Genomic DNA, 12,476 nt, shown 5'->3' on the forward strand with positions numbered 1-12,476 from the left:
GCCCTACCGCACGGAACGCGAGCGTTGCACGACCCAGGCGACGATCGCGGCGTCGTCGTTTTCATGGCGCCAGACGAGGCTGAGGAACTCGGCCGGATGAATGTCGTGTTCTTTGAAGAATCGTCGGTCGCCGCCGCACGAATACATCAACGACGGCGGCAGTTCGCCGCGGAGCTTGGCCTTGGTCTTCGGGATGATGCGCGGCAGCCAGGAAATGCCCTCCACGGCGTCGGCCTTGGACGGGAGCGTGGAATCGTCGAGCACACGCGTGGAGGCGCGGCCTTGTTGGACGTTCAGGAAGTAGTCGCGGCGCACAAGCTCGATCGTGAGGGCGCGGTCGTAGCCGGGCTCGCCGCCGTTGTTGTGGTCCTCCGCGTAGTCGTAGAGGTGCTGGCTGTTGATGCCGTTGGCGGCGAGGAAGGCTTGCTCGTCAGCGGAGAAAAACGTGTCGGCGCCGCGCTGGCCGGCGGCGTATTTCTTCACGGCCTGCTCGTAGAGGGCGCGGAACTTGTCGGCGAAATCGTAGTGCTTCATCGCCGCGAAGAGGAACCGCGTTCAGGCGATTTGCAAACGTCCGCTGGCGACGCGGGCGCGAAACACGGTGCCGTTCGCCCCCGTCGAGACGAGTTCGAGATCGCCTTCCATCTGGCGGGCGAGGAGCCGGCTGATCGACAAGCCGAGGCCGGTGCCTTGCGTGCCGCTGGCGCCGGGCGTGAAGAGACGCGGCAGCAGTTCGGGCGCGATGCCGCCGCCTTGATCGGATACGGTCAGGAGCACGTGGCCGGCGGACTCGGTGAGTTCGACGACAACCGATTGCCCGGCGGACGAGGCGCGGACGGCGTTGTGCACGAGGTTGGTCGCGATCAGGCACAGCAGGCTGCCGCGGTGATTGTCGAGCGAGCGGCGCGTGCGGTTGACGACGTCGAGTTGGACGCCGCGTGGATTCGCGTGGGCCTCGCCGCGCTGGCGGATGAGCGTGGCGAGTTCGTCGGTGGAAATTTCGTAGGTCGCGCCCGTGCGCATGTCGCCGAGCAGCGCGACGACTTCCGTGATGAGCGCCTGCATGCGCTCGGTGTGGAAGGCGACGGACTGCAAATCGGGCTCCTGCGTCGGCGACACGGCCGAGCGCAGGCTGGCGACGGAACCCTGCAAGCCGTGGATGAGGTGCGAGGTGATCTGCCCGAGGGCGGAGGCCTTCGTGGCGAGCGTGAGCTCGAGGTTGGCGCGGGCGAGGCGCTCGTTGCGCTCGGCGACGAGGCGTTGCGCGCGCAGCAGGGCGAAGCACGCGCCGCCGAGGACCAACGCGGCAGCGACGACGCCGGCGGCGAGGATCGACCAGGTGTGGCCGTCGAGCCGATCCTCGATCGCGGCGAGTTCTCCGGCGAGGCCGCGCGCGTCGACGTAGTATTGGGCGAAGCCGGTCGGCTGCGTGCGTCCCGGTTCGACGAGGGGCAACAACACCTCGAGCACCGGCGCGGTCGTGCTGGGCTGGGCGCCGCGGAAATAGCGGTCGAGGGGGAATTCGGGATGGTAGCGGCTGATCGGTGCGTTGCCGAGCAGCGTGACGTAGTCGGTGGTGGCGAGTTCGGCGAAGAGCAGCGAGTCCGGCACGGCGCGCAGCAGGTCGCCCTGCTCGTTGAACACGGCGACGGCGAGCATCCCGTCCTGTTGTGCGGCGGGTAGGACGGCCTCGAGCAACTCGGGGGCGCGCAGCGCGCGTGGCGCGGCGCGTTTGCTGGCGGCGGCGATTTGTTGCCGCGTGACGGGCGAGAGGACGGCGGAGTCGCGGTTGATGACCGTGCGGCGGATCTCACGGTGCAGGCTGTCGCGGAAGTAGAGCAGCAGGGCGCCGAAGATCGCGAGCAGCAGCGCTCCGGCGCCGAGCGTGGCGGCGAGCAGCGTGGTGCGGGCGGGAAGGTCGCGCCGGAACATCACTCGGGGACGGCCTGCCAGTCTTTCAAGCCCGTGAGGTCGAGCCCGGCGACGGCGGCGTTGAACAGCAGCTCGCGTTGCGCGGACGTGAGGCCCGGTTGGAGCACCGCGGTGCGGTAATCCTGATAGAGCGCCTGCAACTGCTGTTGCTTGAAGGCGGTCGCGAAGTCCGCGAGGAGGGCGTCGACCGACTTCGTCGCGCCGGCTGGCGAACTTGCGGCGACGCGGGCGACTTCCTCGCGCAGGGCGCGGGCCTCGGCGGCGAGTGCGGCGATGCGGGTGCGGTTGTCGGCTTCGAATGCGGCGAGCGCGGCGCGCGCGGCTTCGGCAGATGGCTCGCGCTTCGCGCCGCCCTTGGCGGTTTCCGGTTGCGCTTGCTGGCGGGCGACTCGCTGGAGGTTGGCCTTGTTGCGCAGGTAAGTCTCGAGGCGGCGCTCGAGCTCAGGCGGCAGATGGGAACGCGGTGCGGCCGGGCGCTCGGAGGATACGGCGGCGAGTTCGCGGCGGATGGTTTCCGCTGCGGCTTCGAGCGCGGCGAAACGAGGCTCCTGTTTGGTGGCGAGTTCGCGGAGGGAGCGCTCGCGCTTCGAGTCGCTCTCGCGATCGAGGGTGAAGAGGGCGTCGCGCAGTTCGCGTTTGAGCGCGCGTTTCTCGGCGGTGAGCGCGTCGATGCGGGCGGCGAGCGCCGCCGGGACGTCGACGGGCAGGCGGACGCGCGAGCCGTGCGGCAGGAAGAAGATCGTCTCGTCGGGTGCGAAGTCGGAGGCGTTGCCAGCGTCGTTGTCGCCGAGCGCGGCGGCGAGTTCGATCACGATCTCGCGGAGCAGCTGGCGTTGCGGGCCGGAGAGCCCTTCCTGGTAAAACGTGGCGGCGCGCAGGACGGCGAGTTCGTCGGCGAGGAGTTCCTGCGCGGTGCGCTTGGTGCCGGGATCGCCGAGGCGCCAGTTGCGGTGCTGGTTCCAGTCGGCGTCGGCGACGAGGAAGCCGCCGCGGTAGAGGTCGCGGCGGAGGGCGTCGGCCATCGTGGCGAGTTCACCGAGGGCGGAGTCGGTCGTGGTGTCGGCGGTGACGCCGTTCGCGGTGAGCGACGCGCGCAAGTCGGTGAGCGCGGCGGTGCGTTTGCGGCGGTAGAGCTCGAGGCGTTCGCGTTGCCGGCGGTCGAGGCCGCCTTTGGCGAGGCGGGAGCTGAGCGGGGCGAAGAAGAGCTCGTTGGCTTCGCCGGCGAGCTCGGTCCAGATCGGATCCCGAACGGCGGGAGCGGACGGGAGCTCGGTTTCGAGCGCGGGGACGGTCGCGGGGAAATAGACCGGCATCAGCTCAGTCAGCGACGTCTGGTTGGCGAGCCCGGGGAAGTGCTGGGCGTCGCGGAGGAAGTTGGGATCGCGCGGCGCAGGGCGCGACTGGCCGGCTCCGCCGGATCCGCTCTGCGAGCCGGTGATGGTCGCCTCGGCTTGTCCGTGGGCGAGCGGCGATGCGCCCAGGAGTGCGAGGACGGCGAGCGCGGAGGACTTGAGAATGGCGGACACGACGGGAGGAAATTCAGAGCGGCGGCGCGCGCAAGTCGAGCGCGCAGAGGTCGCCCCGGGCGCCCGCCGCCTGTGATGTGCGCCGACCAGACCTAGCCGAACAGGACACACACAACGGCGTCACACCGACGAAGCGGCGGGCGTTATTCCCGGGGCTAAACTCAGAAGCGGAACTCGACGCCGCCGCCGAAGGCGAGCAGGTCGGCCGTGCGCAGATTGGACCAGTTGCAATGCGCGGTCAGCGCGAGCTTGTCCGTGCATGAGTAGCGCAGCGCCAGTTCGCCGCCGAGGCGGAGGTTGACTTTGTCACTGTGGCGCAGGACGCGGAGATTCCTGCCCGGAACCGTCGGGCCCGGCCAGATGAACGCTCCGGCGTCGGCGCGATCGAGGATCACTGGGAGATCGTAGTAGACGTAGTCGGCGACCTCGACGTCGGTGTCGTCGGCGATGAGGAGGGGCGTGAGGGAGACGGCGAGGCGTTTGTGGTCGAGCATGCGAATGGGCAGCGCGACGGTGTAGAGATCGGTGCGCTGGCGATATTCGTAGGGTCGGACGTAGGGCAGGCTGACTTCGTCGCCGGGAAAGATCGCGGCGCTAGGCGCGAAGCGATACGAAGTGAAATCGCCAAGCGGGGTGTAGCGCAGTTCGAGCCGCAGGCGGGGCGAGAGTTCGTAGCCGACGGCCAAGGTGGGAACGACCTCGGGCTCATCGGACCGGGCGACCCAGCCGCGATCGCCGATGTTGGGCGTGCCGGAGAATTTCAGCCACGAGACGCGCGGCTCGAGATAAAAGGCGGCGTGCGCGAGGCACGGCGCGAGCAGGAGGGAGAGCAGGAGGAGGCGTTGCTTGATTGGCATGACGCGGCGCTATTTGCGTGCGGCGTGCCAAGGTGTGCGAGGGACGCTTGAAGTCCGCACCGCGGAAGTAGTTGCGGAAAAACGCGGGCGAAGCGACCGCTGACGCGTGACGGACGATTGGCTGAAAGCAGCCAGCCGTAATGGCGCTGCGCGCGGAGTGTTGGCTGCATTCGGCCAAGGCGCGGCCACGCGCTGGCATCGTGTCGGCGGCGATCAGAACAGCCGCGGGCCTCCGCTACTCGGTGGCCGCGTCGGTGCCGCCTTCGAGGCGATAGCGGAGAAATTGGCGCGTGACGCCGAGGCGGCGCGCGGCGGCGGAGACGTTGCCGCCGGTCTCGCGGAGCGCGTCGTCGATGAGCGCGGTGGTGACGGCGTCGAGTGAGAAACCGGATTCAGGCAAGCGCCAGGAGGGGTTGCGCCAGTCGTGGAGCGATGCGTCGGTCGCGGAGGCGGAAGTGTTCGGCTCGGCGAAGTGCGCGAAGTCGAGCGGGGCGCCGGTTTGGCCGAAGATCACGGCGCGCTCGATCTCATGGGCGAGTTCGCGGACGTTGCCGGGCCAGCGCTGGGCCTGGAGGCGACGGGCGCCGTCGTCGGAAATCGTGAGCGGGCGCAGGCGGTGGCGTTTCGCGGTGGCGGCGAGGAGTTGGCGCGCGAGGGCGACGATGTCGGCGCCGCGGTCGCGCAGAGGCGGCAGCGTGACGTGCAGGAGATTGAGGCGCTGGTAGAGGTCGTCGCGGAAGGCGCCGGTCTCGGCGAGGGCGCGCAGCGGGCGGTTGCTGGCGGCGATGAGGCGCGCGTCGATGGCGGTTTCCTTGTTCGAGCCGAGGCGGCGGATGCGGCCGTCCTCGATCGCGACGAGCACTTTCGCCTGGATCGCGAGCGAGAGGGACGCGATTTCGTCGAGGAAGAGCGTGCCGCCGTCGGCGGCTTCGAAGAGGCCGGTGCGGGCGGTGCGGGCGTCGGTGAACGCGCCGCGCTCGTGGCCGAAGAGTTCGGACTCGGCGAGTTGCTCGGGTAATGCGGCGCAGTTGACGGCGATGAACGGCTCGGCGGCGCGCGGGCCGTGGCGGTGCAGCCAGCGGGCGAGGGCGGTTTTGCCGGTGCCGGTTTCGCCTTCGATGAGCACGGGCGGCAAGCGGCGCTCGAGGCGGCGTTCGGCGGCGAGGATGGTGTCGAGCTGGCGGCGGACGGCGTCGAGGCTGTGGCCGAAGAAGAGTTCCGCGCCGTCGGCGCCGGTGGAGTTCTGGTGCTCGGTGCGGCGCGCCGCGGTGCGTTGCTGGCGGCAGCGCAGGAAGGCGACGGGCAGCGCCTCGGGTTCGAACGGTTTCGTGAGGTAGTCGCCCGCGCCGAGCCGCATCGCCTCGACGGCCTGCGGGATGCCGCCGAATGCGGTCATGACGACGACGCCGGTGTTTTCCGAAAACGCGCCCTCGCGCAGCAGCATGAGCGCGTCGCCGTCGGGCAGGTGCAGATCGACGAGCGCGAAGTCAAAGCTCAGGTCGCGCAGGAGTCGGCGCGCTTCGGCGAGGTTGGTGGCTTCGGAGACTTCACCGCCGAGCGCACGCAGCGTCGCGACGAGCCGACGGCGGAGCGCGGGGTCGTCTTCGAGGAGCAGGATCTCGCGGCGGGCGAGGGGGAGAGCGTCGGTGGGCATCGCAGAAGAAGCAAACCGCAGTGAGGCGAGCCGACCGTTGGATGCAAGAGCGTCTCGCTACCGCTTATTTGGCCTCTCTGGATATCGCCGAATGCGTTGTCTGAGCTTCTAGCGAGACGTCATGCCAGAGGCGGTAGCCAGCCAACGCTAGCGCGAGCAGCGAGACGACAAATGCAGCGACGCTCATGCGGTAGGTTCGCCTCTGGAATTCCTCAGAAATTCTGATTTGAAGCAGGTGGCGAAGAACGTCGGCGCGCCGAGCGTTTCTCTTTACGTTTGAATCGTCGAGCGGCTTGCACTCAGCCGCTGCGAGCAACAGGCGCTCAAGTTCTTTTCGATCGGCCCCCAATACACTTCCTGTCGAGAAGACTGCGTTTAGGCGATCGTGTTCGATAATGGATCTGTCTGCGGACACAGGTGGACTGTTGAGAGTTACGGCACCGTGAAATCGAGCATGCGCTTCTGGCGGTCGACGCGGAGGATCGTGACTTCGATCGTGCGGCCGAGTTCGAATTTGCGCTTCGTCTTGCGGCCGATGAACGCGGTGCCGCTCGGGTTGAGTTGGTAGAAGTCGTCTTGCAGCGACGAGATCGGGACGAGGCCGAAGGCGCCGGCGGCGGCGAGTTCGACGAAGAAGCCGTGGTTGCGGACGTCGGTGATGACGGCCTTGAAGCGCGTTTTCTTTTTCTTCTCCACTTCGCGCTCGAAGAATTCGGCGAGCTTCACCTTCACGGAGTCGCGCTCGGCTTCGGTGCTGTTGATCTCGGTGAGCGAGAGGTGTTCGGCGAGCGCCTCGGCGCGGGCGATGTTGTAGCCGGCGCTATTCGGTCCGGCCGGGTAACCCTCGAACTTCACGAGGTAGTGCTCGAAGACGCGGTGGACGACGAGGTCGGAGTAGCGGCGGATCGGCGAGGTGAAGTGCGTGTAGTCCTGCTTCGCGAGGCCGAAGTGGCCGTCGGGCTTGGCGCGGTAGCAGGCTTTGCGCATCGAGCGGAGCACCTGGACGCGAAGCAGGTGACCTTGCGGGTGGTCTTTCAAGAGCGCGAGGAGCTTCACGAGTTCTTCGCGTTTGTTGAGATCGCCGACCTTGATGCCTTGCCCCAGGAGCTCGCGGCGGAGGTCGTCGAGGCGTTGCTCGTCGGGGTCGTCGTGGACGCGGTAGAGCGACGGGAGGTTCTGCTCGCGCGTGAGCCGGGCGACGGCCTCGTTGGCGAGGAGCATGAACTCCTCGATGAGTTGGTGGCTCTCGTCGTTCTCGATTTTTTCGATGCGGTCGGCGTAGCCCTGCTCGTCGACGAAGATTTTCGTCTCGGGCATGTCGAGGTCGAGCGAGCCGTGGCGGAAGCGGTCGGCGCGGAGTTTGCGCGCGATGGCCCAGAGCTGGCGGGTCCATTTCTGGAGATTGCGCAGTTCGTCGTCGCTGAGGGAACTGAGCAGGCGGCCGGTGGAGCCGGTCTGGTGCTTGGGCGGGACGGGCAGGCGGCGGAGTGCGTCGAGGCTGTCCTCGAACATGAGCGCGTAGGCCTGCTTGTAGGTCAGGCGCTTGAGGGAGCGGATGACGGTGTTGGCGAAATCGGTCTGCTTGAGGCGGCCGTTGGGCGCGAAGGTGAAGATGGCGGCCTTGGTGAGGCGGTCCTGCGCTTCGACGAGCGAGCAGAGGCCGTTGGAGAGTTTTTCGGGGAGCATCGGCACGACGGTGCCGACGAGGTAGGTGGAGTTGCCGCGTTGCTGGGCCTCGCGATCGAGCGCGGAGCCGGCGCGGACGTAGGTGCTGACGTCGGCGATGTGCACGCCGATGCGGAGGTCGCCGTTGGGGAGGTGTTCGAGCGAGAGCGCGTCGTCGAAGTCCTTGGCGTCGTCGGGGTCGATGGTGAACGTGGGAACGGAGCGGAAATCGATGCGGCCGCGCAGCTCCTGCAGGCGCACCTCGGGCGGGATGGCGGCGGCCTCGCGGACGACCTCGGGCGGAAACGCGGGCGAGAGGTTGTATTTGTGGAAGATGGCGGCGAGCTCGGCGCGCGGCTCGAAGGCGCGGCCGAGTTTTTCCACGATCTCGCCGGCGGGGCTGCGGTCGCGCTCCTTCCACTCGGCGATGCGGACGACGACCTTGTCGCCGACGGCGGGCATGGGGCGGAGCTTCGACTGGAGCGGGTCGCCGACGATGATGTCGTGCGGGATGCGCGGGTCGTCGGGCAGGACGTAGAAATAGGTGCGGCCGCGGTGGAGCGTGCCGGTGGTTGTGTCGTTGGCGCGCGAGAGGATTTCGATGACGCGACCGGCGCGCTCGTCGGGCTTGAGGAAGCGGAACTGGTCGCGCTCGCGGCCGGTGATGAGGCGCACGACCACGGTGTCGCCGTGGAGGGCGACGCCGGTGTTTTCGGCGGCGATCTGGATGGCGGGCTCCTTGTCGGGCGAGTTGACCTTGCCCTCGGGGATGACGATGGCGGAGCCGGTTTGGCGGAAGCTGATGCGACCGGTGATGAGATCGGCCTCCTGCGGGAGGCAGAGGCGGTCGCCTTTGACGAGGACGATGCGACCGGTGCGGATGAGATCGCGGACCACGCGAGCGAGTTCGCGGCGGTCCTTGGTGGGGAGGCGCAGCTCGCGGCTGAGGCGTTCGAGGGAGGTCGGGACGTAGTCGCGGCGACCGAGGTGGGAGAGAAGTGTTTCCCGGAAATTCATGGGGATGGAGGCGAGGTCCGGCGCGCAGAGAAGCGGCGCATCGCGGGCTCGCAAACGAGGAACAACGTGCGTGAGCCACGCGTGGATGCAACCGGGTAATTTTTCCGGGTGCCGACTTTACTCGCGGGCGCTTCGTGCTACGGGTGCGGAGTGGCCCACACGATTGTCTGGTTCCGTCAGGATCTGCGGTTGCAGGACAACCCGGCGCTGCTCGCGGCGGTGCAGCGCGGCGCGGTGCTGCCCGTCTACATTCTCGACGAGGCGGGCGAGGGGCGCTGGCCGATGGGGGGCGCGTCGCGATGGTGGCTGCATCACTCGCTGGCGGAACTTGGCGCGGCGTTGCGGGAGCGTGGGGCGCCGCTCGTGCTCGCGCGCGGCGAGAGTGGCGCGGTGTTGCGGGCGTTGGTGAAGCAGAGCGGGGCAGACGCCGTTTACTGGAATCGCCGCTACGAACCCGCGGCGATCGCGCGCGATGCGACGATCAAGGCAGAGCTGTGCGCCGCCGGCGTGGACGCGAAGAGCTTCGCGGCGTCGGTGCTGTTCGAGCCGCACACGGTGAAGAACAAGTCTGGCGGGCCGTTTCAGGTTTTCACGCCCTTCTGGAAACACTGCCTGACCCTCGACGTGCCGGAGCCGGTGAAACTGTCTGCGGGGAAGTTCGCGGGACCGCCGAAGCCTGTGCGATCGCTCGAATTGGGCGAAATCGGCCTGTTGCCCGCGATCCCGTGGGATGCGGGATTTCGCGACGCGTGGGAGCCGGGCGAAGCGGGCGCGGCGAAGCGGTTGACGAAATTTGTGAGCGACGCGATGGAGCGCTACGCGGACGAACGCAATTTGCCGGATCGCGAAGGCACGTCGGCGCTGTCGCCGCATCTGCATTTCGGTGAGATCAGTCCGCGACAGATTTGGAGCGCGGTGCGCGCCTTGAGCAGGGACAGCGGGGTGTTCCCCGCGAGTCGCGGTGCGCAGGTTTTCCTCAGCGAGGTCGGCTGGCGCGAGTTTGCGTATCACCTGCTGTTTCATTTTCCGCACACCGTGGAGGCGCCGTTGCGTGCGGAGTTCGCGGCGTTCCCCTGGCGGAAGGACGCAGCGCAGTTGCGCGCGTGGCAGCGTGGTCGGACGGGTTATCCGATCGTGGACGCCGGCATGCGGCAGTTGTGGACGACCGGGTGGATGCACAACCGCGTGCGCATGATCGTGGCGTCGTTCCTCGTGAAGCACCTGCGGCTGTCCTGGCAGGAAGGCGCGGCGTGGTTCTGGGATACGCTGGTGGATGCCGATCTTGCGGCGAACACGTTGGGCTGGCAATGGACGGCGGGCTGCGGTGCGGACGCGGCGCCGTATTTCCGCATCTTCAACCCGATCCTGCAGGGCGCTAAATTCGACGCGAACGGAGACTACGTGCGGCGTTGGGTGCCGGAGTTGGCGAGATTGCCGGCGGAGTTCATTCACGCGCCATGGGAGGCGCCGCCGCTGGAACTCAGTGCGGCTGGAGTGGTGCTCGGGAAAACCTATCCGAAACCGCTGGTCGACCACGGTGAGGCACGCGCGGCGGCTTTGGCGGCTTTGCAGACGCTTCGGAATGGTTGAGTCGATTCCGGCGGGGACGGACGCGCCGTTGCGGGCAGAAAATTCGGGGCTTCCCAAGCCCCCTCGGAGATGTATGGTGTCGACCTTTTATATGCAGAAGACACTCATCATCTTTAAGCCGGATTGCATGGAAAAGCGCCTCGTCGGCACCGTGCTCCAGCGTTTCGAAGCGGCTGGCTTCGAGATCATCGGCGCCAAGCTCACGAGCCTCACGCCGGCACAGCTGCGCGAGCACTATGCGCATGTCGCCAGCAAGCCGTTCTACCCGGAAATCGAGGGCTTCATGAGCTCCCGTCCGGTTGTCGTGATGGCCTTGAAGGGCGAAAACATCGTCGCGCGCGTGCGCGACCTGCTCGGGCCGACCGACTCCCGCAAGGCCGCCAAGGGCACGATCCGTGGCGATTTCGGCACCGAAATGATGAAGAACGTGGTTCACGCGTCCGACTCCGAGGAAAACGGCCGCATCGAGATCGCCCGTTTCTTCAAGCCCGAGGAAATCCTCGGCTGAACGCGGTCGCGAATCTGAATACTTGACGACTGCGGGACGGGTCCGCTTAGTTCGCCCCTCTCGCAGTTTTGCCCTCATCGTCTAGCGGCTAGGACGGGGCCCTCTCAAGGCCCAAACCGGGGTTCGATTCCCCGTGAGGGCGCCAAATTTCGATCGGAAATTGGCGCGGTGACGACCGGTTCATACGGCAGTCACATGCATCCGACAAAAAACCGCCCGCAATCAGGGCGGTTTTCGCTTTTGTGGGGTGAAAGCAAAAGCGCGCTTCGACTGAGGCTTTCCCCGCGCGGCGAGATCAGCGGATCGGGCGGACGTCACGTCGGGTTGAATTGCGAGCGCGGTCGGTTTTGGGGCCGCTGAACTCGAGCGCGACGCCGTCGCCTTCAGCAGGAGCGCGCAAAGGTGAATCTATTGTTGTCCGCAAGCGGATGGCCGGCGAACGCTTTGGCCCAGCAGCGTCGCCGCCGCGGGGAATGCCTTCGCCTTTACCGAGCGGAGAATTAAACTTCGGCCTTGGCTGAGGCCTGATGCAGACCGCATCGCGCGAGCCGACCAAACATGAGAAACGACTACATTCAAAGCGCTGCCGAGGTGATCAGCGACCCCTACATCCTCGTCAATGTGGTCTCCCGCCGCGTGAAGCAACTGCGCCGAGGGGCTCGTCCGCTGATCTCCTCGCTGGAAAAACTTTCGCTCGAGGACATCGCGTTGCGCGAAATCGCGGAGCGAAAGATTTCCTACGAAATCGCCACGGCCGAGGAACTGCGGGTCCCGACTCCTCCCGTTCGCGCTCCAGGCATCGCGTCCGGAACGATGGGGCGTCCGGGATTCGGCGGACACAATGTGCTGGTCGGGGCCAAACAACGAACGGCATGACGGAGACGCTCCAACTGACGGTCGGCGGATCGCCGCCGGTTGCCCGCGAGGAATCGGAGCGACCGCCACGCTGTCGGGTGAGTTTGCGCCACTATCGGCGGGCGACGGCACCGTTCGTCCCGTCGGTCGCCGCGATCGCGGGTGCGCTCGATATCTATCTCGACGGCCGGAGACACGGCGACGTCCTGCGCATGCTCTTTGGGCTTTCGGTGCTGCGAAGCGCGGGCGCGGACCAGATGGACGCGGCGCTCACGGCCCGGAACGTCACGATCGGTGCCGATGTGCCGCCTCAAGCGGTGGCGAGCGTGGCGCCGCCGACCATCCTTTTATGAACGAACAAATCTTGCTGCCGCGCACGGTGCGCACGCTGGATCGCTTTGGCGGAGCGAGCCGGTGCCTGTTGCGCCTGTGGGAGAACGAAGGCCATCTCAGTCCGTCAGAGGAAGACTATCTGAACCGGTTCGAAGGACAGTTTCCACATTGGGAAACGCGACCGGGCGAACTGGACGTGGGCTCGCTGGCAGTCGTGGCGCGCGCGCTCGGATTGGGCGAGGAGTTCAAAGTCACCGGCGACTACGATGCGGTGCTCCTTGCGCACCGCGGCGGCGACGCCGTGCTCGTCGCGATGGACAAGGCGCTCCGTCCGACCAACGAACGTTCGGATACGCTGCTGCAATTCACGGTGCTGGAGCAAATCGACGAAGAAGGTTTCCGGGTCTGGTGTCCGTTCGAGAGTGGCGCGTCCGATGTGTTGCCGAGAGCGGATCGTCGATCGTGGGACCGCCGTCACACCGTGGCGTTCGTCCTCCACCGGACTCCCGCTGCGTCGGGCAACTGATCTGTCGCCGACC

The 12,476-nt window shown here is 67.2% G+C and carries 11 protein-coding genes and 1 tRNA gene; 6 read left to right on the forward strand and 6 right to left on the reverse strand.

Annotated features, from left to right (window positions below; all coding sequences use genetic code 11):
• Positions 1-3 precede the first annotated feature (3 nt).
• From HZA32_12605 to HZA32_12630, 6 genes are all read right to left on the reverse strand, one after another.
• Positions 4-534, reverse strand: a complete 531-nt coding sequence (locus HZA32_12605; protein ID MBI5424912.1) for a DUF5069 domain-containing protein — start codon at positions 532-534, stop codon at positions 4-6.
• A gap of 21 nt (positions 535-555) precedes the next feature.
• Positions 556-1,932: a sensor histidine kinase gene (locus HZA32_12610; GenBank protein ID MBI5424913.1), complete on the reverse strand. Its 1,377-nt coding sequence runs from the start codon at positions 1,930-1,932 to the stop codon at positions 556-558.
• The gene (locus HZA32_12615; protein MBI5424914.1) at positions 1,932-3,458 is read right to left on the reverse strand and encodes a hypothetical protein; all 1,527 of its coding nucleotides are present in this window, start codon (positions 3,456-3,458) and stop codon (positions 1,932-1,934) included. Before HZA32_12615 ends, HZA32_12610 begins: the two co-directional genes overlap by 1 nt.
• A gap of 161 nt (positions 3,459-3,619) precedes the next feature.
• Positions 3,620-4,315, reverse strand: a complete 696-nt coding sequence (locus tag HZA32_12620; GenBank protein MBI5424915.1) for a hypothetical protein — start codon at positions 4,313-4,315, stop codon at positions 3,620-3,622.
• A gap of 235 nt (positions 4,316-4,550) precedes the next feature.
• Positions 4,551-5,969, reverse strand: a complete 1,419-nt coding sequence (locus HZA32_12625; GenBank protein ID MBI5424916.1) for a sigma-54-dependent Fis family transcriptional regulator — start codon at positions 5,967-5,969, stop codon at positions 4,551-4,553.
• A gap of 432 nt (positions 5,970-6,401) precedes the next feature.
• Positions 6,402-8,651 carry an RNB domain-containing ribonuclease gene (locus HZA32_12630; protein MBI5424917.1) on the reverse strand — a complete coding sequence of 750 codons (2,250 nt, stop codon included), beginning with the start codon at positions 8,649-8,651 and terminating at the stop codon, positions 6,402-6,404.
• A 150-nt stretch (positions 8,652-8,801) separates the two neighbouring features.
• Here HZA32_12630 and HZA32_12635 point away from each other — a divergent pair, with 150 nt between their 5' ends.
• The 6 genes from HZA32_12635 (at position 8,802) to HZA32_12660 (ending at position 12,463) form a co-directional block, all read left to right on the forward strand.
• Positions 8,802-10,241, forward strand: a complete 1,440-nt coding sequence (locus HZA32_12635) for a deoxyribodipyrimidine photo-lyase (protein MBI5424918.1) — start codon at positions 8,802-8,804, stop codon at positions 10,239-10,241.
• Between the two features lie 91 nt (positions 10,242-10,332).
• Positions 10,333-10,749, forward strand: coding sequence for a nucleoside-diphosphate kinase (ndk, locus tag HZA32_12640; protein MBI5424919.1), 417 nt, complete (start codon positions 10,333-10,335; stop codon positions 10,747-10,749).
• A 70-nt stretch (positions 10,750-10,819) separates the two neighbouring features.
• Positions 10,820-10,894: transfer RNA gene (locus HZA32_12645), tRNA-Glu, on the forward strand.
• Positions 10,895-11,307: 413 nt separating this feature from the next.
• Positions 11,308-11,625, forward strand: coding sequence for a DNA-directed RNA polymerase subunit omega (locus HZA32_12650; GenBank protein ID MBI5424920.1), 318 nt, complete (start codon positions 11,308-11,310; stop codon positions 11,623-11,625).
• On the forward strand, positions 11,622-11,957 hold the full coding sequence (locus HZA32_12655) for a hypothetical protein (GenBank protein ID MBI5424921.1): 336 nt from the start codon (positions 11,622-11,624) through the stop codon (positions 11,955-11,957). The genes HZA32_12650 and HZA32_12655 overlap by 4 nt, the downstream gene beginning before the upstream one ends.
• Complete coding sequence (locus tag HZA32_12660; GenBank protein MBI5424922.1) at positions 11,954-12,463, forward strand: hypothetical protein; 510 nt, start codon at positions 11,954-11,956, stop codon at positions 12,461-12,463. Before HZA32_12655 ends, HZA32_12660 begins: the two co-directional genes overlap by 4 nt.
• Positions 12,464-12,476: the final 13 nt, after the last annotated feature.

The organism is Opitutia bacterium (assembly GCA_016217545.1).
Classification (GTDB): Bacteria; Verrucomicrobiota; Verrucomicrobiia; order Opitutales; family Opitutaceae; genus Didemnitutus.